Raw genomic sequence first — 23,353 nt, 5'->3', positions numbered from 1 at the left:
CGCGTGTCCGTGGTGGGACCAACGACCGTGCCTGCGATGGCGGTGCGAGTTACAGGGGTGCTCGTGTCCGCGTCGGCTCAACCGGTGGGCTGGGGGTTTGCGAAGAGCGGCGAGAAATCGGTTCACCGTTGCGATTCTGTGATGTGATGCGGGATTGACGGTCCGAAGGGTGAGATTTAGCTTGAGTGGAAATCGATTTCTGAGCAATCGATTTCTTGAGTATGGAGGACATACCCCGTGGCACGTATCGGAGTGCTGAGCATCTCGGACGGGCGTGACTTCGTCGCCCGCGATCTCGTGGAGCACATCACCAACGCCACCACCGCCCTCGCAGAGGCCCTGCGCAAGGAGGGGCACGAGGTCATCGTGGCGCCGGAGATCGTGTGGACCAACGAACTGGCCACGTCGCAGGCCCGGTGGCTGGCCGATCGCAGGCCCGATCTGACCATCTTCAACTACGCGGTCTGGGCCTTCCCGCACTTCACCATGCTGGCCGCCGAGTCCACCCCCGGACCGCTGCTCCTCATGGCGAACATCGACCCGGCGCAGCCCGGCATGGTCGGCATGCTCGCCGGTGGCGGTGGCCTGGACCAGATCGGGCGGGTGCACGCGAGGGCCTGGGGCGACATCGACGACCCCGCCGTCAGGGAGCGCGTGCTGACCGAGGTCCGGGCCGCGCAGGCCGTGAGGGGGCTGCGCGGCTCGACGTTCGGCAGGATCGGCGGCCGGCCCATGGGCATGTACACCGCCGTCGCCAACACCGACCAGTGGATGCGTACGTTCGGCGTCGACGTCGAGGAGATCGACCAGTGGGAGATCGTCCGCCGCAGCGAGAACGCGTCACAGACCCGCGTCAAGGAGGCCCGCGAATGGCTCGAGACCAAGGGCAACGTCCATTACGACGGCAAGCAGCTCACCCCTGACCTGCTGGAACGCCAGATCCGCACGTACTACGCGATGCGCGAGCTCATCGACGAGTGGAACCTGGACTTCTCCGGCATCAAGGGCCAGCCCGAGCTGACCACCCACTTCTGCACGATGGACATCGCCGAGGCCTTCCTGAACGACCCGTACGACTGGGAGGGCCCGAAGGACACCCACGTCTGCGCCACCGAGGCCGACATGGACGGCGCCCTGACGATGCAGATCCTGAAGCTGCTGAGCGGCGACCCCGTGCTCTTCGCCGACGTCCGTCACTACCACGCGGACAAGGACGTCTGGGATCTGTGCAATTCGGGTCAGCACGCCACCTGGTACGCGGCGAGGTCCGACGATCCCGAGGAGAACCTCGCCAGGACGCACTTCTACCCCGAGGTGTTCTTCTTCCCGGCGGGCGGAGCCGGCGTGCATCACCTCGCCGCCCCCGGCGCCGCCACCTTCGCCCGCCTCACCCGCAGGGACGGCGACTACCGCATGCACGTGATGCGCGGCGACTTCGAGCTGTACGACGACGCCACCAACGAGGCGATGGCCCGGCAGTCCACGTTCGAGTGGCCGCACGCCTTCACCAGGCTGCACGTGCCGGCCACCGAGTTCCTCGGCCGGTTCGGCTCCAACCACATCCACGCGGTCCCCGGTGATTACGTCGCCGAGCTGGAGGCGGTCTGCAAGCAGCTGGGTGTCGAGTTCGAGGGGTTCGGCGATGCGGCTTAGTGTGATTCTGGCGACGGCCGCCCTGGTCGTGGCGGGTTCAGCGGCTCCCGCGCTGGCGGCGACGACCGCCAAGGGCCCCGTCGGGTGGGACGTCTACCGCAGGCTCGACCGGCTGCCCGAGCTGCCGGTCGGCGTGCAGACCAAGCAGTTCTCCAGCTTCGACCGCACCGGCGACAACAACGACGGCTTCGAGGGCAAGTACTCGTGCCTGAGCACCACCAGCCAGGGCTGCGTGATCGCCGAGCACACCGGCGCCGGTGAGGTGCAGGCCATCTGGTTCACCAGGGATGGGGGTGACGTCACCAGGACCGGCAAGATCACCATTGAGCTGGACGGCGAGAAAGTGGTGGACGCGAGCCTCCAGGACCTGGTGAACGGCAAGCTCGGCGCCCCCTTCGCCTACCCTCTCGTGGGCAACGCCGACCAGAGCTCCGGCGGCGTCTACGTCGAGGTGCCGATGCCGTTCACCCGCTCGATGCGGATCACCACCGAGCACAACCCGCTCTTCTACCACGTCAGCTACCGCACGTTCGCCGACGCCGAGGGCGTGAGCACGTTCGACCCGGCCGACAAGGCGCAGGACGTCATCGACCGACTCAAGGCGGGCGGCGACCCCAAGCCCGCGATCCCGGGCACCCGCACGCAGGACGCGGCGATCAGCCTCGCTCCCGGCGCGTCGGTACGGGTGGCGCGCACGCAGGGCTCGGGCCTGCTGTCGGGGATCAGGCTCAAGCTGCCCCAGGCCGAGCAGGTCCTGCCGAAGACCGAGGCCGACGAGGGCCGGGCGTTCGGCGCGAACGGCTCCAGCGAGTTCACGGTGAAGATCGACCCGGCCAACGACGGGGTGCGGTTGACCAGGCGCATCGACCCGGCCATCGGCAGGCAGGTCGCCAAGGTCCTGGTGGACGGCCAGGAGGCCGCCCAGTGGGCGCCGAGCAAGCTGGGCGCCGCCGGGATGTGGGCCGACGAGGTCGTGGACCTGCCGGCCGCAGCGACCAAGGGCAAGTCGCAGATCACGATCAAGAACGTGTTCGTCTCGTCGGACCTCGACTACAACGAGTTCACGTACTGGGTGGACAGCAACGGCAAGCGGACCGACACGGTGGACGTGGGCGACGCGGCCGGCGAGGCGGCGCACAACTACAAGATCGTCGCACAGACCTGGCAGGGCGAGCGGACCTTCGCCTTCCCGATGGACCAGGGCCAGCTGGCCGAAATCAGGACGGCGCAGGAGATCCTGCAGGGGCTGCGGCTGCGGATCAGCTTCGACGGCCGGCGTACGGTCGACTCGCCGGTCGGTGAGTTCTTCGGCAGCGGGCACGCGATGCTGCCGGTCAAGTCGCTGATGTACGACATCGACGCCACGACCAGCACACTCAACGCCTGGTGGCCGATGCCGTACAGGACGGGCGCGACGGTCGAGCTGTACAACGACTCCGACCGCACGATCGAGGGGCAGGCTTCGGTCGCATCGGCGAACCGCCCAATATCAGGAAATGTTGGATATTTCAGGACGCAGTCCCGCGCCGGCGGCACCACCCCCGGCAAGAGCTGGACCTTTCTGCGCGCAACAGGGCAAGGCAAATTCGTCGGGATCAGCCACACCATGCGCGGCCCGACCACCCGCAACTACCTGGAGGGTGACGAGCGCGTCTTCGTCGACGGCTCGCGTACCCCGCAGATCCACGGCACCGGCACCGAGGACTTCTACCAGGCGGGCTGGTACTTCAACCGCGAGACCTTCAGCACCCCCTTCCACGGCAACACCGCGCACCTCGCCCCCGCGACCGGCTGCCCGGCCGGCAACGACTGCACCGGCGCGTACCGGCTGATGATCGGCGACGCGGTGCCGTTCGGGAGCTCGCTCACGTTCGACATCGAGCACGGATGGACGAACGACGTCGAGGGCGTCTACTCCTCCACCGCCTACTGGTACGGCCGCGACCAGGCGAGCGCCGCCCAGACCGACAGCCTCACCGTCGGCGACCAGGCGAGCGAGCAGTCGCACGGCTACACCGGCCAGGGCGAGGTCGCGACGCTGGAGTCGGCGTTCGAAGGCGACTTCAGGAACCCCGTGACGCTCAAGGCCACCCACCGCGTCACCCAGGATCCGGTCACCTTCAAGCTGAAGATCGACCGGGGTAACCAGGGCGTCGAGCTGCGCCGTACCAGCGACCAGAGCGTCGCCGGGCAGCACGCCGAGGTCACCGTCAACGGGCGCAAGCTGCCCGACTGGGTGCAGCCGCTGGGCAACCAGACCCGCAGGTGGCTGGAGGACGTCTATCAGATCCCGGCGGGCCTCACCAGCGGGCAGCGCGAGATCACCGTCCGGCTCACTCCGAAGAGCCCCTGGTCGGCGGCCTCCTACACGGCGTGGAGCCTGAGGTGACGACGGTTCTGACGATGCGGGCCATCGGCAAGTCCTTCCCCGGCGTGCGGGCCCTGGACGGGGTGTCGCTCACCGTGGCGGAGGGCGAGGTGGTGGCCCTCCTCGGGGAGAACGGCGCGGGCAAGTCCACGCTGATGAACATCCTGGCCGGGGTGTTCAAGGACTACGAGGGCGAGATCGAGGTCGGCGGCGAGGTCGCGCACATCCACTCGCCCAAGGACGCCCGGCGGCACGGCATCGCCATGATCCATCAGGAGCTCAACCTGGTGCCCGAGCTGTCCATCGCGGACAACATCTTCCTCGGCCGGGAACGCGCGATCCTCGACCGGAAGGCCACGGAGTCGCGCACCGCCGAGCTGCTGCGCGGCCTCGGGCTGGACCTTTCGCCGCGCACGCTCATCAAGCAGTGCAAGATCGCCGAACGCCAGCTCATCGAGGTGGCCAAGGCCCTGTCGCAGAACGTCCGCGTCCTGGTCATGGACGAGCCCACCTCGGCCCTGGCCGACGCGGAGGTGCACCGGCTGTACGAGGTCATCCGCGACCTGACCGGACGCGGCGTGGCCGTCATCTACATCTCGCACCGCCTGGAGGAGCTGGAGGAGATCGCCGACCGGGTCGTCGTGCTGCGCGACGGCCAGTACATCGGCGAGCGCTCCGGCATCAACCGGGACGAGCTGATTCAGATGATGGTCGGGCGCCCCCTGGGCGAGATGTTCCCCCGCGCCGACGGCGACTCCACGGGCGAGGAGCTGCTGAAGGTCGAGGGGCTGTCGGTGCCCGGCGAGCCGGGCTCGGGGCGTACCGCGCTGCGTGACATCTCCCTGTCCGTATGGGCGGGAGAGATCGTCGGCGTCGCCGGCCTGATGGGCGCCGGCCGCAGTGAGCTGCTGGAATCCATCTTCGGCGCGCACAGGCCGGCCCGGGGCGAGATGACCCTGGGCGGCAAGCCGTACCGGCCGAAGAGCCCGAAAGGCGCGATCAGGCGCGGCGTCGCGCTGGTCGCCGAGGACCGCAAGGCGCAGAGCCTGGTGCTCGGCAACACCATCGGCTTCAACGCCAGCCTGCCTTCGCTCAAGCGGTTCCTGCGGCTCGGAGTCGTGGACGCCAGACGCGAGAACGCGGCCGTCGAGCGGCAGGTACGCGAGCTGCGGGTCAAGGCCCCCGGCACCCGCTTCACCGTCGGCAACCTCTCGGGCGGCAACCAGCAGAAGGTCGTGCTGGCCAAGTGGCTGCTGACCACGCCGTCGCTGATCCTCATGGACGAGCCCACGCGCGGCATCGACGTGGGCGCCAAGGCGGAGATCCACGCGCTCATGTCGTCGCTCGCCTCGGAGGGCAAGGGCGTGCTGGTGGCCTCGTCCGAGCTGCCCGAGCTGCTCGCCATGTGCGACCGGATCCTCGTGCTCTGCGAGGGCAGCATCACCGCTGAGTTCCGCGCGGGCCAGGCGACGCAGGAGGCGATTCTCGAGGCCGCCATGGCCAGACAAAAGGTGACCGTATGACAACCGTGAAGACCGCACCGCCCGTCAAGGCGCCGGGGGAGAGCCGGATGCGGCGTACGCTCTCCGCCCTCGGGGCCGCGCAGGCGTACATCGGCCTGGTGCTGATCCTCGCCGTCGGGATCGCCACCAAGGGCGAGATGTTCCTGAACGAGACGAACCTCACCAACGCCATCGGCGCCTTCGCCTCCCGCGGCATCCTGGCCGTCGGCGTCACGCTGGTGATCCTGACCGGCGGCATCGACCTGTCCGTCGGCTCGCTGCTGGGCATCGCGTCGATGACGGCCGCGATGATGCTCTCCAAGTTCTCGCTGGAGCCGTGGCAGATCGTCCCGATCTGCATGGTCGTGGGAGCCCTGTTCGGGTTCCTGAACGGCGCCGGCACCGCATGGCTGCGCATCCAGTCGTTCGTCATGACGCTGGCCATGCTGTCCGTCGTACGCGGTCTCGACCGGCAGGTCAGCGACAACGTCAGCGTCGGCACCCAGATCGCCGGGCCCGACGGGAAGCTGACGCCGCAGGCGGAGGCGTTCCAGGTGTTCGGCACGCCCGGCCACAACCTGTTCGACCGGTTCTACTACCCGGTGCTGGCGTTCATCGTGGTCTGCATCGTCTTCCACCTGATCCTGACGAAGTCCCGGTTCGGCCGGCACGTGTACGCCGTCGGCGGCAACCCCACCGCGGCCCGGCTGTCCGGCGTCAACGTCACGGCGGTCACGATCGCGGTGTTCACGTTGTCCGGCATGCTGGCCGGTTTCGCCGGGCCGATCGACGCAGCCTACAGCGCCTCGGCCGACCCGCAGGCCGGGCAGTCGTTCGAGCTGGACGCCATCGCCGCCGCGGTCATCGGCGGGGCGTCGCTGGCGGGCGGCAAGGGCACGATCGCGGGCACGTTCGTCGGGGCTCTCATCCTGACGCTCCTGGACAACGTGCTCGGCCTCAACGCGGTCAGTGACAACTGGCAGCTCGTGATCAAGGGACTGATCGTCGTCGTGGCGGTCGTCCTGCAGCGTCCCGATCTCTTCAAGTTCCTCCGGGGAGGGTCTCGATCGTGAAGAAGACCATCACTCTTGTGCTCTGTGCGCTCCTGGCCGCCGCGTGCGCGTCCAAGGCGCCCGCGCCGTCGGCGTCATCAGGTGCGAAGAAGAAGTTCGTCGTCGGCTACTCGCAGTCGAACAACGCCGAACCGTACCGGGCCCAGCTCAACCTGCAGCTGCAGCACTTCCTGAAGAAATATCCGGACATCGAGCTGTTGCCGATCGCCGACGCCAAGCAGTCGAGCGCCACCCAGGTCTCCCAGGTCCAGAACTTCATCACCCAGAAGGTCGACGCGCTCATCGTCTCGCCCACCGAGCCCGCCCCGCTGACGGCGGCCGTGCAGCAGGCGTGCGACGCGAAGATCCCCGTGATCGTCCTCGACCGCACCGTGAACACCGACTGCTACACCGCCTTCATCGGCGGCGACAACGTGCTCATCGGCAGGAAGGCGGGGGAGGAGGCGGTCAAGCTGCTGCCGGACGGCGGCAACATCGTCGAGCTGCGCGGCATCATGTCCAACCAGCCGCAGATCGACCGCGACAAGGGCTTCCGCGAGGCCATCGCGGCCAACCCCAAGATCAAGATCATCGCGGACCGCGAGGGCAAGTGGCTGAAGGAGCAGGCCACGCCGATCATGCAGCAGTGGCTGGCCCAGAACCAGCAGATCGACCTCGTGTACGGGCACAACGACCCGATGGCGCTGGGGGCGTACCTGGCGGCGCAGGCGGCGGGCAAGGCCGACAAGATCAAGTTCATCGGCATCGACGGCCTGGCCATCCCCGACGGCGGCATCCGCGCGGTCCAGCTCGGCCAGCTCTCGGCCACCTTCATCTACCCGACGGGCGCGCAGGAGGCGGCCGACACCGTCAACAAGATCCTGCACGGCCGGCAGGCGGAGAAGAAGCAGGTGCTCGGCACCACGCAGGTCACCAAGGAGAACGCGGCCGAGCTGTACAAGCAGTACGACCTGTCGGGCCAGAACTGATGTTCCTCGGCGTCGACATCGGGACCTCGAGCTCCAAAGGGGTGCTCGTGGCGCCCGGCGGCACGGTCGTGGCCACCGCGGTACGCGAGCACCATACCGCCACGCCGCGGCCGGGCTGGTTCGAGCACTCCGCGCAGGATGTCTGGTGGGCGGACTTCGCCTCGATCGTGGCGGAGCTGGCCCGCCCGGACATCGCCGCCGTCGGGCTGAGCGGCATCGGTCCGTGCGTGCTGCCCTGCACGCAGGACGGCACGCCGCTGCGGCCCGCGATCCTGTACGGGGTGGACACGCGCGCCACCGCCGAGATCGCGGCGCAGACCTCCCGGTACGGCGCCGCGGAGATCTTGGAGCGGTGCGGGTCGCCGCTCACCTCCCAGGCCGTGGGGCCCAAGCTGGAGTGGCTGCGGACCCACGAGCCCGAGGTGTGGGGGCGGACCCGGCGGATGTTCATGGCGCACTCGTGGCTGGTGCACCGGCTGACCGGCGCCTACGTGCTCGACCACCATTCGGCCAGCCAGTGCACGCCGCTGTACGACACCCGTACCCATGAGTGGATCAGCGACTGGGACCTCTTCCCCGAGGTGGAGCTGCCCGCGCTGGCATGGAGCGGCGACGTCGCCGGCACGGTGACAAGGTCGGCGGCGGCGGCGACCGGGCTGCCCGAGGGGATCCCGGTGGTCGCCGGGACGATCGACGCGTGGGCCGAGGCGCTGAGCGTCGGGGTGACCTCGCCGGGGGACGTCATGCTGATGTACGGCACGACGATGTTCCTGGTCGAGGTTCTCGCCTCGCGGGCCGTGTCGCCGCGGCTGTGGGGGACGGCCGGGGTGTCGCCTGGGACGTACAACCTGGCGGCGGGGATGGCCACCTCCGGGGCGATCACCGGATGGCTGCGGGACCTGACCGGCGCGTCGTACTCCTCGCTCACGGACGAGGCCGCCGCCGTGGGACGTGGGGCGGAGGGGCTGCTCATGCTGCCCTACTTCGCGGGGGAGCGGACGCCGCTCTTCGACCCGGACGCGCGCGGCACCCTGATCGGGCTGACGCTGCGGCACGGGCGCGGGCACCTGTACCGGGCCGCGCTGGAGGCGACCGCCTTCGGGGTGCGGCACAACCTGGAGGCCATGCGGTCGGCGGGCGGGTCGGCCAAGCGGCTGGTGGCGGTGGGAGGTGGTACGAAGGGCGGCCTGTGGACGCGGATCGTGTCGGACGTGCTGCAGCAGGCGCAGGTGCTGCCCGCCCACACGGTCGGGGCCGCCTTCGGCGACGCCATGCTGGCCGCGGGCGCGGTGGGGGTCTCGAGCGACGGCTGGAACCCGCCCGCCTCCGTGGTGGAGCCCGATCCGGGGGCGGCCGAGGACTACGGGCGGCTGTACGAGCTCTACCGGGACCTGTACGGCTCGACGTCCCACATCGCCCACGAGCTCGCGGCGCGTTAGCGGGAGCTGCTCTGGCGCGGGTGGAGCTCGGCGGGCAGGACGATCGTGGCGGGTTTGGCCGCAGGGGCCGCGATGCGGTCGACCAGGAGCCGGGCGGCCATCCGGCCCAGCTCGTACGTCGGCTGCGTCACCGTCGTGGGCGAGGGATGCACCAGGTCAGCCCACGGGATCTCGTCGAAGCCGACCAGCCCCATCGCCCCGGGCACGTCCACGCCGCGCTCCGTCAGGCAGCGCAGCGCACCCACCGTCATCAGGTTGTTGGCCACGAACACCGCGTCGGGAGGCTCGGGAGAGGACAGCAGTGAGGCCATGGCGTCGTAACCCCCCTGCTCGCGGAAGTCCGTACGGACGATCACGGGAGGCGTGGACAGGGCGGCGGTGTAGCCGCGCAGGCGCAGGTCGGCGGTGCTCACGCCCTCGGGCCCCGTGATGCACGCGATCCGCCGGTATCCGGCCGCGAGCAGGTGCTCCGTGGCCGTGCGCGCGCCCGCCTCGTTGTCGACCACGACCGTGTCCACGACGCCCCGGGGCAGCTCGCGGTCGACGGCGACGACCGGGATGGGCGATTCGATCAGGGTCTTGGCCGCCTTGACGCTCCCGGACGACGAGATGATCACGCCTGCCATCTGCTCGCTCAGCGCCGCCGCGACGTACGTCTCCTCCTTGGCCGGGTTCTCGTCGCTGTTGCACAGCACGACCGAGTAGCCCTCCTGCTGGGCGACGTCCTCGATGCCGCGGACCATGGCGGTGAAGAACGGGTTGCCGATGTCGGAGATGATCACTGCCCAGAGTGTCGTACGGCTGCGCCGCAGGTTGCGCGCCACGGCGTTGGGACGGTAGCCGAGCTCGCGGACCGCGGTGAGCACCCGCGCGACCATGGCGGGGTCGACGGTGCGGGCGCCGTTGAGCACGCGGGAGACGGTGGCGGCGGACACACCGGCCTCACGCGCGACGTCGTAGATAGTGGGCATCGCTCCAAGTTTCTACCATCGCGGAGCCCCGTACCCCCTGCCTCGCGCGGACCGGGGTCGAAGTCCTGGTCCAGGAATCGCTTTCCCTCCATGATCATACTTCCACATTTCTTGAAATATTGAAATGTAGTGGTCTAGCTGCGGAAATGCTCGACTTAAATCCTGACAATTCAGGGCTTGACGGGTGTCAGGGCGCGATTGTACGTTCATCCAGAAATCGATTGCTCACTCTCTTCTCCCTTCACCCCCACCCTCACGGCCTCCTGACTGCCGCGCGCTCAGGGTCCCGTACTGCCAGGAGAAGCCATGTTCTCGATCGTTCGACGATGTCTGGCCACGGGCCTGGCCGGCCTGTTGACAACAGCCTTGGCGGCCGTCCCGGAAGCCACGGCCGCCGTCTCACCGCCGCCCAGCCCGTTCTTCTCGACTGTGCAGATCGACTCCGGCGCCACGGTCGGCGCGCCCGCCGTGGGCGACAACCGCAACCACGGCGACCTGTGGCCGAACTGCTGGTCCGACGACGACAACGTGTACACCGCGTACGGCGACGGCGTCGGCTTCGGCACCGCGTACAGCGACATCGGAGTGGCCCGCATCTCCGGCATGCCGGGCAACCTGGCCGGCGCGCAGCTGCCGATCGGCGACAACGTCGGCCAGGTGTGGAAGCCGAACCACACCCGCAAGCCCACCGGCATGGCCTGCGTGGGCGGCACGCTCTACCTGGCCGTGCAGGACCTCGCGTTCGACTTCGACGACGCCCCGGCCGCGACGATCGCGAAGTCGACCGACCACGGCCGGACGTGGACGTGGGACCGGTCGGCGCCGATGTTCGACAACGGCCTGTTCACCACCGTCTTCTTCCTCGACTACGGCAAGGCGTACGGCAACGCCCCCGACGGCTACGTCTACGCCTACGGCCTCGACCACAACTGGCGCGACTCCTTCAGCGGCCACGTGCCCGATCCGGTGGACCTGTGGCTGGCCAGGGTGCCGAAGGACCAGGTGCAGAACCGGGCGGCCTGGGAGTTCGTCAGCGGCTTCACCGCCTCAGGCGCGCCCACCTGGACGTCGGACATCGGCAGGCGGGTCGCGGTCATGCACGACGACCGGCACATCTACCAGGACGTCTACACCGCCAACCGGGCCAAGAACATGACCGTGGTCAGCCAGGGCGGCGTGGTCTACAACAAGCCGCTCAACCGCTACATCTACACGTCCTGGACGGAGTACACCTTCGAGTTCTACGAGTCGCCCACACCGTGGGGCCCGTGGAAGCAGTTCTCCGGCAAGGACTTCGGCGGCTACCCGTGGACCACGACCAAGCACGGCGGCTACGCCACGACGATCCCGTCCAAATACATCAGCGCCGACGGCAAGTCCATGTGGCTCCAGTCGAACGTCTGCCCATGCGGCGGCGGCTTCCCCGAGGGGCAGCACTGGGCGTACACGTTCTCGCTGCGCAAGATGCGCCTCGAGCCGCACGTGGACACCGCCCCGGCCAACACGCCCGACGGCGCCAGGAACCTGGCCCGCGAGCCGGGCACGGTGGGCATCGAACGGGTGGCGCATTTCGGCAACGTCGGCTACTACAACGACGGTAACAAGGCGCAGAGCGAGGACGACTGGAACGACGAGCGCAAGGGCGCCAGCTGGTGGGGCTACACCTGGCCGCGCGAATACCTGATGAACAAGGTCGTCTTCACCAGCGGGCAGATGTTCGGCGACGGCGGCTGGTTCGCCCAGGACCTCCGGGTGCAGGTGCGCAGGAACCACGAATGGGTGGACGTGAGCGGGCTGCGCGTCACGCCGGACTACCCGTACGACAACACGGCCGGGCCGAACCGCACGTACGAGCTGGGGTTCAACCCGGTGGACGGCGACGGCGTGCGCGTCATCGGCGCGCCCGGCGGCACCCGCACGTTCACCTCCATCGCCGAGCTCGAGGTCTACTACGGCGGCACCACCGGGATGCTGCTCGGCGGCTCGCCGGCGGATTTCACCGGTGACGGCAAGGACGACATCGTCGCTTTTACGCACGGGTCGAGCGCGGACGTGTGGGCGGCCGCCTCCACCGGGACGGGCTTCGGCGCGTCCGGCAAGTGGCACGATTTCTTCGCCCCGAGCGGCGAGACCCCTTTGACCGGCGATTTCACGGGTGACGGCAAGGACGACATCGTCACCTTCACGCACGGGACGAACGCCGACGTGTACGTGGCCCCGTCCACCGGCACCGGCTTCGGCGTCGCCGCCAAATGGCACGACTACTTCGCGCCCAGCGGCGAGATCCCGGCGGTCGGCGACGTCAACGGCGACGGCAGGGACGACATCGTGACCTTCACGCGCGGCTCCGACGCGGACGTCTACGTGGCCTTGTCGACCGGCACGAGCTTCGGCGCGGGCCAGAAATGGCACGACTGGTTCGCGCTCAACGGCGAGTTCCCGGCCCTCGGCGACGTCAACGGTGACCGCAAGGACGACCTGATCGTCTTCACCCAGGGCGCCACGGCCGACGTCTACGTCGCCCTGTCCACCGGCACCGGCTTCGGCCCCGCCACCAAGGCGCACGACAACTTCGCTCCCGGCGCGGAACAGCCCCGCGTGGGCGACTTCAACGGCGACGGGAAAGACGACATCGCCACCTTCACCGGCAACCCCGCCGCCGACGTGTACGTGGCCCTTTCCGACGGCGCGGGATTCAAGACCGCCGCCAAATGGCACGACGACTTCGCCCCGGCCGGCGAGTTCCCCTACGTCGGCGATTTCGACGGTGACGGCAAGGACGACATCGTCACCTTCACCAAGGGCTCGGCCAACGACGTGTTCGTGGGCCTGTCGAACGGCAGCTCGGCCTTCGGCACCGGGATCAAGTGGCACGACTTCTTCGGCCTCAACGGCGAAACCACCCTCTGATTCAGGAGAACACCATGAGAAAGATCCGAGTTCGCCGCGCGTTATCCATCACCGCGGGCGCGCTGGCCATCGCCGTGGCTTCCGCCCTGCCCGCCCAGGCAGCCCCCGACCCCGGCAAGCAGCCGCACCGCTCCAACGCCGAACTGCTTCTCGCCTGCCCCTCCGTCCCCTCCACCCATGACCAGTGGGTCACGACGGCCGTCTACCGGGTCGGCCGCAGCCTCGACGCCAACGACAAGGTGATGCTCGCGGCGTTCGAGACCGGCTGGGTCGAGTCCCACATGAACAACCTCAACTGCGGCGACAAGGACTCACTCGGCGTCTTCCAACAGCGCCCGAGCCAGGGATGGGGCACCCCCGAGCAGATCCTCGACGTCAGCTTCGCCGCCAACTCGTTCTTCACCCGGGCCATCAAGAACGACGCGGCCAACCCCGGCTACAGCCCCGGCCAGCTCGCCCAGAGCGTCCAGCGCTCCGCCTTCCCCGACCGCTACGACCAGTCGGAGGCCAAGGCCCGCTCACTCCTGAACGAGGCCGCGTGGATGCACGGCATGCAGGCGGGCTCGCCGGCCGACTTCAACGGCGACGGCAAGGACGACATCATCACGTTCACCAAGAACGCCTCGGCCGACGTGTACGTCTCCACGTCGGACGGCACGTCGTTCGAGGGCACCTCGGTGAAGTGGCACGACTTCTTCGGCCTGGGCGGCGAGACCACCTACACCGGCGACTTCACCGGTGACGGCAAGGACGACATCGTCACGTTCACGCACGGCTCCAGCGGCGACGTGTACGTGGCGGCTTCCACCGGCAACGGCTTCGGTCCCGCCGCGAAATGGCACGACTACTTCTCACCCGGTGGCGAAACAGCGGCCGTCGGCGACTTCGACGGCGACGGCAAGGACGACATCGCGACCTTCGCCCGCGGGACGACGCAGGACGTCTTCGTGGCCCTGTCCAACGGGAACGGGTTCGGCGCGGGCCAGAAATGGCATGACTTCTTCGGCCTGAACGGCGAGTTCCCGGCCGTGGGCGACGTGAACGGGGACGGCAAGGACGACATCATCGTCTTCACCCAGGGCTCGACCAATGACGTTTACGTGGCGACGTCCACCGGGACGGGCTTCAACGCCGCGGTCAAGGTGCACGACAACTTCGCGCTCGCGGGCGAGCAGCCGCGCGTGGCGGACGTGAACGGGGACGGCAAGGACGACATCGTCACCTTCACCAACAACAACCTCGGCGACGTCTGGGTGGCCATCTCCGACGGCCAGGGCTTCGGTCCCGGGCTGAAGTGGCACGACTGGTTCGCCCCGAACGGCGAGTTCCCTTACACCGGCGATTTCGACGGCGACGGCAAGGACGACATCGTCACCTTCACCAAGGGCTCGGCCAACGACGTGTTCGTGGCTCTGTCGAACGGCAGCTCGGCCTTCGGCACCGGGATCAAGTGGCACGACTTCTTCGGCCTCAACGGCGAGACCACCCTCTAGAAGGAGCTGGAACAATGCAGTGGAAGCATGTGCGTAAGACGCTCTTATGCGCGGCCGTCGGCGGGCTCCTGCTCACCGCCAGGCCCGCCGTCGCCGCCCAGCCGGACGGGCTGGACGAGGCGTTCGCCGACGCGACGGCGGAATACCAGGTCCCCAAGGACCTGCTCGTGGCGGTTGGCTACGGCGAGACGCACCTCGACGACCACGACGGCGAGCCCAGCAGCGCCAACGGCTACGGCGTCATGCACCTGGTGAGCAACCCGCAGAACAAGACCCTCGAACAGGCCGCCAAGCTCACCGGCGAGTCCGAGGGCCAGCTGAAGACCGACACCGCGGCCAACATCCGCGGCGGCGCGGCGGTCCTGCGCGCCCTCGCCGACCAGGCGGGGCTCGACGCGTCCAAGCGCAAGGACGTCAACGCCTGGTACCCGGTCGTCGCCCGCTACAGCGGCGCCGCCGACGACCAGGTCGCCCGCCTGTACGCCGACACCGTGTACGGCATCCTCGCGCAGGGCCTCAAAGGTCCTGAGGTCGTCGTGCAGCCGCACAAGGTGAGCCCGGACCGCGGCAAGTACGCGAAGGTCAAACCCCTGGCGGCCTCCACCGGTGACGCCGAGGCCGGGATCCTGAGCACCGACTACCCGCCCGCGCACTGGGTCCCCGCACATCCCAACAACTACTCGGTCGGCCGCTCCAGCCCCATCCGTAAGATCGTCATCCACGTCACCCAGGGCTCGTACGCCGGCACGATCAACTGGTTCCAGAATCCGTCCGCGCAGGTCAGCGCCCACTACGTGATCCGCTCCTCCGACGGCGACGTCACGCAGATGGTCCGCGACACCGACACCGCCTACCACGTCAGATCCTCCAACCCCGAGGCCCTCGGCATCGAGCACGAAGGCTACGTCGACAACCCGTCGTGGTTCACCGACGCGATGTACCGCTCGTCGGCCGCGCTGACCAGGTACCTGGCCGACAAGTGGGGCATCGCCCGCACCCGCGCCAACATCGTCGGCCACAACGAGCTGCCCGGCAACGACCACACCGACCCCGGCCCGAACTGGAACTGGGACTACTACATGTCGCTGGTCAACGGCGGCGGCCCGGCCCTCGGCGGCTCCCCGGCGGATTTCAACGGTGACGGCAAGGACGACATCGTGACGTTCACGCACGGCGCAAATGCCGATGTGTACGTGGCGACGTCGAACGGCAACGGGTTCGACGGTACGTCGGTGAAGTGGCACGACTACTTCGCGCTGAGCGGTGAGACCCCGCTGACCGGCGATTTCACCGGCGACGGGAAAGACGACATCGTCACGTTCACGCACGGGGCGAATGCCGACGTCTACGTGGCTCCCTCCACGGGGACGAGCTTCGGGGCCGCCGCCAAGTGGCACGATTTCTTCGCCCCGAGCGGGGAGATCCCGGCGGTGGGCGACTTCGACGGCGACGGTAAGGACGACATCGTCACGTTCACGCGTGGTTCGGCGAACGACGTATATGTGGCGCTGTCCAACGGGACCGGTTTCGGCACGGGCATGAAGTGGCACGACTGGTTCGCGCTGAACGGCGAGTTCCCGGCCGTGGGCGACGTGAACGGGGACGGCAAGGACGACATCATCGTCTTCACCCAGGGCTCGGCCAACGACGTTTACGTGGCGACGTCCACCGGGACGGGCTTCAACGCCGCGGTCAAGGTGCACGACAACTTCGCGCTCGCGGGCGAGCAGCCGCGCGTGGCGGACGTGAACGGGGACGGCAAGGACGACATCGTCACCTTCACCAACAACAACCTCGGCGACGTCTGGGTGGCCATCTCCGACGGCCAGGGCTTCGGTCCCGGGCTGAAGTGGCACGACTGGTTCGCCCCGAACGGCGAGTTCCCCTACACCGGCGACTACAACGGCGACGGCAAGGACGACATCATCACCTTCACCCGCGGCACCACCAACGACGTCTACGTCGGCCTGTCCACCGGCACCGCCTTCGGCACCGGGATCAAGTGGCACGACTTCTTCGGCCTGGACGGCGAGACCACCCTGTGAAAGGGACGAGCATGACCCGAAAGCTGCTCGCCGCGTTGTCGACGGGCCTGCTCATCGCCGCCTCCGCCGTCGCCGTCACAGCGCAACCCGCTGTCGCGGCGGCGGGGGCCGGCAAGGGGCCGATCGGCTGGGACGTCTTCCGGCGCCTCGACCGGCTCCCCTACCTGAGTCCAGGCACGCAGACCCGGCAGTTCTCCAGCTTCGACCGGGCCGGCGGCAACACCCAGGACGGCTTCGACGGCGCCTACTCCTGCCTGCGCAAATCGGGCAGCTCCTGCGTGATCGCCGAGGACACCGGGCCGGGCGAGATCTCCTCCATCTGGTTCACCAGGGACGAGGGCGACGTCTCGGCCACCGGCACCATCACCATCGAGCTGGACGGCGCCACCGTCGTCAGCGCACCCCTCCAGTCCCTGGTCAACGGACAAGTGGGCGGGCCTTTCGTCTACCCGCTGGTGGCCAACGCCGACCAGAGCTCCGGCGGCGTCTACATCAAGGTGCCGATGCCGTACCGCGAGTCGATGCGCGTGTACGTACAGAACAACCCCCTCTTCTACCACGTCACCTACCGGCACTTCCCGGACGCGGAAGGGGTGAAGAGGTTCGACGTCACCGAGAACGCCACCGACGTCGTCAACCTGCTGAAGGCGTCCGGCACCCGAGACCCGAAACCGGCCCAGCCGGGCGCCCAGACCGTCACCCAGAAGGCGACACTGACGGCGGGGCAGCAGCGGGAAATGGCAAGGGTGACCGGGTCCGGCGCGATCTCCGCGCTGCGGGTGCGAGTCCCGGACGCGCAGGCCACCGACGACACCCTGGCCGGGCTGCGGCTGCGGCTCGACTTCGACGGCCGCACCACCGTCGACTCGCCGGTCGGCGAGTTCTTCGGCTCGGGGCTGGGCGAGCATCCCGCCAAGTCGCTGCTGTTCGCCATGGACACGGCGCCGGGCGGCTGGTACACGACGTGGTGGCCGATGCCGTACCGGACCGAGGCCAAGGTCAGCCTGGTCAACGGCACCGGGCGCACGCTGACGGACCTCGAGGCGCAGGTGACCTCCGCGGCCGACCCGGCCTGGGCCGACGCGCTCGTGCCCGGCGGCAAGGCGGGCTACTTCACCACCGAGTCCCGCCGCGGCGCCGTCGTACGCGACACCGACTGGCTGTTCGCCGACCGGACGGGGCGCGGCAAGTTCGTCGGCGTCTCGCACACCATGCAGGGGCTCGTCGCCGGCGGCAACACGCGGCAGTACCTCGAGGGCGACGAGCGCGTCCACGTGGACACGGCCCTGTCGCCGCAGCTGCACGGCACCGGCGGCGAGGACTTCTACGAGTCCGGCTGGTACTTCAACCGCGGCGAGTTCTCCAACCCGCTGAACGGCAACCCCGCACACGAGAAGTTCGCCGGGGGCTGCCAGTACGAATGCGACGCCACGTACCGGCTCATGCTGTCCGACGGCGTGGAGTACTCCAGCGCGCTGAGGTTCGGCATCGAGCACGGCTTCCAGAACGACACCCCCGCCACGTACGGCTCCACCGCCTTCCTCTACGCCCAGCCCACGTTCGGCACGCACCGCACCAGCGTCCTCGACGTGGGCGACGCGACCAGCAGGGCCGAGCACGACTACCGGGAGACCGGCGCGGCGACCCAGGCCACGCTCACGTCCGTGTACGAGGGCGACGACGACCACCAGACGGTACGCGGCGTCACCCGGTCCACGTCGAGCGCGGTCTCGTTCCTGCTGGGCCTGGACGGGGAGAACGCGGGCGTGCTGCTGCGGCGTACCTCCGACCAGGCCAACGCCTACCAGGCGGCCCGCGTCCTCGTGGACGGCACCGACGTCGGCGAGTGGCGGCAGCCGCTCGGCAACGGCACGCAGCGCTGGCTGGCGGACACGTTCTCACTCCCCGCGAGCGTGACCGGGGGCAAGCAGCTGATCCGTGTGGAGCTGCGCCCCACCTCCGGGGTGTGGACGGCAGCCAGGTACGCCGCCGACAGCCTCGTCCTCGCGCAGCACGTCGACGCGCGTGCCCCTTCGGCGACCGAGGGCGCGTCGCCGACCGGCGGGACCGACCACGCGCTGCACCTCACCTGGCGCGAGCCGGACGACGACCTCGGCATCCGCGAATACCGCGTGTACGGCTCCACGTCGCCGTCCGCGCAGGACACGCTGCTCGGCACGACCCGCACGCCGGGCTTCACCCACGGCCCGCTGGCCGCCGGCGCCACCTGGTACTACCGGGTGGAGGCGGTGGACCTGTCGGGCCGCACCGCCGACGTGGGCCAGGTCGTCTCCGCCCGCACCGGCACGCCCACCCGCACCGACGTCAGCAAGGACGGCAAGGACGACGTGCTCACCTTCACCCGGGGCAGCACGGCCGACGTGTACGCCTCGCTCTCCGACGGGACCAAGTTCGTGCAGGACGGGTGGAAGTGGCATGACTCGTTCGCGGTCGACCAGGAGATCGCCCTGACGGGCGACTTCGACGGCGATGGGCGGGACGACGCGGTGACGTTCACGAGAGGGAGCTCCGCCGACGTCTACGTGTCGCTGGCGGACGGCGGGAAGTTCGTGCAGAACGGGTGGAAGTGGCACGACTACTTCGCCGCGGGCACGGAGATCCCCGCCGTGGGCGACTTCGACGGCGACGGGCGCGACGACATCGCCACGTTCACCCGGGGCGACTCGGGTGACGTGTGGGTGGCGCTGTCGACCGGGTCCGGGTTCGGGGCGGCGCGCAGGTGGCACGACCGCTTCGCGATCGGCGACGAGTTCCCTGCCGTGGGCGACTTCGACGGGGACGGCAAGGACGACATCGCCACCTTCACCCGCGGCACGTCCGCCGACGTGTTCGTGGCACTGTCCAGTGGCAGCGTCTTCCGGCAGGACGGGTGGCGCTGGCACGACAACTTCGCGGTCGGCACGGAGACGCCCGCCGTGGGCGACTTCAACGGTGACGGGCGCGACGACATCGCCACCTTCACCGGCGGGGCGGCGGCCGACGTGTTCGTCTCACTGTCGGACGGAGGCAGGTTCGTGGAGAACGCTTGGAAGTGGCATGACAACTTCGCGGGCGGCGACCAGGTGCCGGGCGTCGGCGACTTCAACGGCGACGGCAAGGCCGACGTGATCGCCTTCACGCGGGGCGAGGCCGCGGACGTGTTCGTGGCCACGTCCGAGAGCGGCCGCTTCCAGCCGGTGGCGGCGAAGTGGCACGACCACTTCGCCGCCGGCACGGAGTGGCCGCAACCGAGCCAGATCCGCTGACCGGCCGCTCAGCCTGAGCCCGTCTCCTGTCCCGCCAGGGGGCGGGCTCTCGCCGTCGTCCTCCGCCCGGTTGCCGCGCAGCCCCCACAGCGCGCAGTCCAGCGGCGTCGGCCCCTCGTCGTCGAAGGCACGATCGTCCAGATCCGCGCCACGTGAGATCAGCAGCCGCACCGTCTCCGTGCGGCCGTGCATGGCGGCCTGGTCGAGTGGCGTGAAATTGCTCCAGCCCCGGGTGTCCACAGCCATCCCGCCGTCCAGCAGCGCCCGCACCACGTCGGTACGGCCCAGCAGCGCGAACCGGCCCAGGATCCAGCCGAAGTCCCCCCGCGCAGGTGCTCGAGCGAAGGGCGCTGGGGAAGAGCAGGCACGGCGAACCTCCGTATGCCCGTGTCCGCGTGCGCGGGCCGAGGTCCGTCGGCAACATGCGAGATGCCGCCGGTGGGATGGTCCCTTCCCCGCGGACTGGACGCGCCCGGCAACGCGACCCCCATTCCAGCGTTCGGGGGCCGCGCCGCGCTGTCAGGGCGTGATCGCCACCCGAGTGCCCGTGCGGGCCGACTCCAGGGCGGCCGTCACCATGGCCAGGCTGCGGATGTTGTCGTGGCACTCGCCCTGCGGCGCCCGCCCCGTACGCAGCCCAGTCACGAACTCCTCCAGCCCTTCGGCCAGCCCGCCGAAGCGCCGGCGATCGGGGAACGGATCGGCTCCCGGCAGGTACGCCTCCAGCGCCTGCCCCTCTGCCGCCTCCGCCGTCGGATGCCCGTCGCCGTCCCAGCGAGCCGTGCCGCGCGTGCCGGCGGCCCGCCAGCTGCCCGTCCACGACGTAGGCTGGCCGGGCGCCGACCAGCTCCCGGCGAACGTGTACCGCAGCCCGCCGGTCATCTCGAAGATCGCGGTGGCCGAGCACGCCCCCGGATACCACGTCCATGAGGGCCGGAACGACTCGCAGTAGACGGAGACCGGATCCGCTCCCGACACCGCCCGCGCCGCGTCGAACAGATGGATCGCCATATCCTGTAACAGCGGATGCTCCAGGGTGTCGAGGAAGGCCTTCCCCCGGTAGGGCATGAAGAACTCCGAGGTCAGCACCCCCAACGGCCCCAGGTCGGCCACCGTGCGCCGGAAGGCCACCAAGGTGGGCATGAAGCGGCGGTTCTGGTTGACCGCGAACAGCCGCTCCGCCTCGTCGGCGGCCCGCACCATGGAGCGGGCCTCGTCCAGGGTGACCGCCATGGGCTTCTCACTCAGCACCGACACCCCACGCCGCAGCGCCGTGACCGTCACGTCGTGGTGGGCCTGGGGGACGGTGCAGTTGACGATGAAGTCGGGCTCCTCGCCGTCCAGCACGGCGGTGAGCGAGGAGCTGACGGGCAGGTCGTCGAGGCCGAGCTTGCCGGCGGCGGCGTGGGCGCGCTCCTCGTCCACGTCCACCCAGCCGACCAGCGAGGTCTCCGGGTGGGCGAGCAGCTCGGGCGCCCATTGGCCGCCGATGAAACCCGCGCCGACCACCACGCCGCGTAGCCGCCTGTCCTCTTCGACGGTGTTGAAGGTCATGCGGCGCCTACCACGTGATCGGGGTGTGGGCGTTCTGCAGCGGCTCGCCGACGCCTTCCGGCGGGGCGGCCCACAGGACCGCGTTGGCCAGCACGCGCCGGACACCGGGGTGGTGGTAGATCGGATATTCCTGGTCGCCGGGGCTGAAGTAGAAGATCCGGCCCAGACCCCTGCGGAAGCAGCAGCCGCTGCGGAACACCTCGCCGCCGCTGAAGTTGCTGATGAACACCAGCTCGTCGGGCTCCGGGATGCCGAACGGCTCGCCGTACGTCTCCTGCTGCTCGATCACCAGGGGCCGGGGCACGCCGCGCGCGATGGGGTGGCCGGGCGCGACCGTCCAGACCAGCTCGCGCTCACCCGCGTCGCGCCAGGTGATCGTGCAGGTGGTGCCCATCAGCGCACGGAAGATCTTGGAGTAGTGGCCGGAGTGCAGCACCAGCAGGCCCATCCCGCCCAGCACGCGCCGCCGCACGCGCTCCACGATCTTGTCGTTCACCTCCTCGTGCGCCATGTGGCCCCACCAGGTCAGCACGTCGGTGCCGGCCAGGACCTCGTCGGTCAGGCCGTGCTCGGGGTCGTCGAGCACGGCCGTGCGCACGCGCACCTGGTCGCCCAGCAGCTCGGTCAGCCCCTGCGCGATGGCGCCGTGGATGCCGTCGGGATAGATGCGGCGTACCGCCTCCTCGCGTGGCTCGTGGTAGTACTCGCTCCAGACAGTGACGTTGACCGCCATGGTTTCCTTCCTGGCACGTACGGGCGCGTGATCAGCGTACGTCGCCGTCCGCCGTCTCCAACAGCACCCGCACGTCCCACGGGTCGAGTCGCACCTCTGCCCCCGCCTCGAGCGCGGAACCGCCGAGCACGTCTCTGACCTGCACGGACGCGGGCTCGTCGGTGAGGTCGCTGAACTCGTCGTACCAGGCGCCCGTGACCTCGGCGGGCCTGCCCCGCTGTACCTCCCTGCGCGCCCGCGCCCCGCTGGGAGATCCCTAGAACGTCACCTTCCGCAGGTAGCGGTATCCGACCTCCGCCGTCTGCCGAGGAGTCACGTCAGGCGTGTCGTTCTCCACGATGTACTCCTTCACGCGGTGCCTGTCGAAGATCCGCCGGAAGTCGATGGTCCCGGTGCCGAGGTCGGCCATGTCGCCGTCCAGATGGCGATCCTTGACGTGGAACTGCAGCACGCGCTGCGGCGCCTTGCGGATGACGTCGAGCGTGAAGCCGACCGGGTCGGCCGCGCCACGCCCGATGCCGCCGGTGACCGCCCAGTAGATGTCGATCTCCAGGTGGACCAGGCGCGGATCGAGTTCGGAGGTGAGCACGTCCCAGGGGGTCCGGCCCCCTCCGAGGTCGGTGGTGAACTCGTGGGCGTGGTTGTGGTAGCCGTAGCGCAGTCCGGCCGAGCGGGCGGCCTCCGCCTCGACGTTCATGCGCTCGGCCCACGCCTTCCACTCGTCCTTGCTGGTGGAGTTCAGGTAGGGGACGACGACGAAGGACTGGCCCAGGGTGAGCGCATTGTTGATCTTCGTGTCCAGCGCGGCCTGGTCGGCGGTGAGCCCGTCGTGGCTGGAGGTGGAGCGGATGCCGAGCCCGTCGAGGAACGCGCGGAGCTGCTGGGCCGTCCGGCCGAAGTAGCCGAGCGCGAGCTCGACCTTCGGGTAGCCGATCTCGGCCAGGTAGGCGAGCGTGGTGTCGTAGTTCTTGGCGAGGTCGTCGCGTACCGTCCAGAGCTGGATGCTGATCTGGCCGGGAGGGATGTGGCCCCTGCCGTGGTTGAGCGGTGCGGCCGCGGCGGCGGGGGAGGCGGCGGCGACGGCGGCCGCCCCGAGTCCGAGGCCTGCGGCGAGCAGGGACCGCCTGCTCGGGCCGTAACCGTAACACATGGTGATCTCCTGACGTGTGGGCTGGAGCACGACCTGGTCGCCGCTGGTCAGCGGGGGCAGGTCGCCGGTGCCGGGGTCGGTGAGGTGGTCGGTGTCCGGATAGTGCCTGATCGGCACGGTGGTCTGGATGGAGCCCGAGCAGCCGCCGTCCCAGAGGCTCGCGTGGCGGCGGCCGCAGCAGTGATGGCCGCGGGTGCTGTTCGCGCCTTCATGCCTCTCCCTTCGGTC

At 69.4% G+C, this 23,353-nt stretch carries 14 protein-coding genes and 2 pseudogenes; 10 read left to right on the top strand and 6 right to left on the bottom strand.

Going from position 1 to position 23,353, the window contains the following annotated elements:
• Positions 1-237: 237 nt before the first annotated feature.
• From ACQPWU_RS33090 to ACQPWU_RS33065, 6 genes are read left to right on the top strand one after another with little or no spacing between them, the layout of a single operon-like run.
• Positions 238-1,653 carry an L-fucose/L-arabinose isomerase family protein gene (locus ACQPWU_RS33090; protein ID WP_433428689.1) on the top strand — a complete coding sequence of 472 codons (1,416 nt, stop codon included), beginning with the start codon at positions 238-240 and terminating at the stop codon, positions 1,651-1,653.
• Entirely contained in the window at positions 1,643-4,042 is a 2,400-nt protein-coding gene (locus ACQPWU_RS33085; protein ID WP_433428686.1) for a glycoside hydrolase family 172 protein, read from the top strand. The genes ACQPWU_RS33090 and ACQPWU_RS33085 overlap by 11 nt, the downstream gene beginning before the upstream one ends.
• Complete coding sequence (locus ACQPWU_RS33080) at positions 4,039-5,544, top strand: sugar ABC transporter ATP-binding protein (RefSeq protein WP_433428684.1); 1,506 nt, start codon at positions 4,039-4,041, stop codon at positions 5,542-5,544. Before ACQPWU_RS33085 ends, ACQPWU_RS33080 begins: the two co-directional genes overlap by 4 nt.
• Positions 5,541-6,596, top strand: coding sequence for an ABC transporter permease (locus ACQPWU_RS33075; protein ID WP_433428681.1), 1,056 nt, complete (start codon positions 5,541-5,543; stop codon positions 6,594-6,596). The genes ACQPWU_RS33080 and ACQPWU_RS33075 overlap by 4 nt, the downstream gene beginning before the upstream one ends.
• On the top strand, positions 6,593-7,564 hold the full coding sequence (locus ACQPWU_RS33070) for a substrate-binding domain-containing protein (RefSeq protein WP_433428679.1): 972 nt from the start codon (positions 6,593-6,595) through the stop codon (positions 7,562-7,564). The genes ACQPWU_RS33075 and ACQPWU_RS33070 overlap by 4 nt, the downstream gene beginning before the upstream one ends.
• Positions 7,564-9,003 carry an FGGY-family carbohydrate kinase gene (locus ACQPWU_RS33065; protein ID WP_433428676.1) on the top strand — a complete coding sequence of 480 codons (1,440 nt, stop codon included), beginning with the start codon at positions 7,564-7,566 and terminating at the stop codon, positions 9,001-9,003. Before ACQPWU_RS33070 ends, ACQPWU_RS33065 begins: the two co-directional genes overlap by 1 nt.
• On the opposite strand, the gene ACQPWU_RS33060 is transcribed toward ACQPWU_RS33065, so the two are convergent.
• Complete coding sequence (locus ACQPWU_RS33060) at positions 9,000-9,974, bottom strand: LacI family DNA-binding transcriptional regulator (protein ID WP_433428674.1); 975 nt, start codon at positions 9,972-9,974, stop codon at positions 9,000-9,002. The genes ACQPWU_RS33065 and ACQPWU_RS33060 overlap by 4 nt on opposite strands.
• Before the next feature lie 306 nt (positions 9,975-10,280).
• Between ACQPWU_RS33060 and ACQPWU_RS33055 the strand changes: the two genes are divergently transcribed.
• Genes ACQPWU_RS33055 through ACQPWU_RS33040 form a run of 4 tightly spaced genes read left to right on the top strand, consistent with a single transcriptional unit; the run spans position 10,281 to position 19,688 of the window.
• The gene (locus ACQPWU_RS33055; RefSeq protein ID WP_433428672.1) at positions 10,281-12,884 is read left to right on the top strand and encodes an FG-GAP-like repeat-containing protein; all 2,604 of its coding nucleotides are present in this window, start codon (positions 10,281-10,283) and stop codon (positions 12,882-12,884) included.
• 14 nt (positions 12,885-12,898) lie between these two features.
• On the top strand, positions 12,899-14,377 hold the full coding sequence (locus ACQPWU_RS33050) for an FG-GAP repeat domain-containing protein (protein ID WP_433428669.1): 1,479 nt from the start codon (positions 12,899-12,901) through the stop codon (positions 14,375-14,377).
• 14 nt (positions 14,378-14,391) lie between these two features.
• Positions 14,392-16,422: an N-acetylmuramoyl-L-alanine amidase gene (locus ACQPWU_RS33045; RefSeq protein ID WP_433428667.1), complete on the top strand. Its 2,031-nt coding sequence runs from the start codon at positions 14,392-14,394 to the stop codon at positions 16,420-16,422.
• Positions 16,423-16,433: 11 nt separating this feature from the next.
• Positions 16,434-19,688: a DUF2961 domain-containing protein gene (locus ACQPWU_RS33040; RefSeq protein WP_433428664.1), complete on the top strand. Its 3,255-nt coding sequence runs from the start codon at positions 16,434-16,436 to the stop codon at positions 19,686-19,688.
• 81 nt (positions 19,689-19,769) lie between these two features.
• Here the strand turns inward: ACQPWU_RS33040 and ACQPWU_RS33035 are convergent.
• The 5 genes and pseudogenes from ACQPWU_RS33035 to ACQPWU_RS33015 form a co-directional block, all read right to left on the bottom strand.
• Positions 19,770-19,976, bottom strand: a pseudogene (locus tag ACQPWU_RS33035) (ankyrin repeat domain-containing protein); the annotation flags it as partial.
• 231 nt (positions 19,977-20,207) lie between these two features.
• Positions 20,208-21,242, bottom strand: a complete 1,035-nt coding sequence (locus ACQPWU_RS33030) for a Gfo/Idh/MocA family protein (protein WP_433428662.1) — start codon at positions 21,240-21,242, stop codon at positions 20,208-20,210.
• A gap of 7 nt (positions 21,243-21,249) precedes the next feature.
• Complete coding sequence (locus tag ACQPWU_RS33025) at positions 21,250-21,975, bottom strand: ThuA domain-containing protein (protein WP_433428660.1); 726 nt, start codon at positions 21,973-21,975, stop codon at positions 21,250-21,252.
• Positions 21,976-22,006: 31 nt separating this feature from the next.
• Positions 22,007-22,126, bottom strand: a pseudogene (locus tag ACQPWU_RS33020) (Beta-galactosidase C-terminal domain); the annotation flags it as partial.
• A gap of 105 nt (positions 22,127-22,231) precedes the next feature.
• Entirely contained in the window at positions 22,232-23,242 is a 1,011-nt protein-coding gene (locus tag ACQPWU_RS33015; protein WP_433428657.1) for a sugar phosphate isomerase/epimerase family protein, read from the bottom strand.
• Positions 23,243-23,353: the final 111 nt, after the last annotated feature.

The organism is Nonomuraea sp. CA-141351, assembly GCF_050944675.1.
Lineage (GTDB): Bacteria > Actinomycetota > Actinomycetes > Streptosporangiales > Streptosporangiaceae > Nonomuraea.
This window is presented reverse-complemented; position numbering and strand designations above follow the sequence as displayed.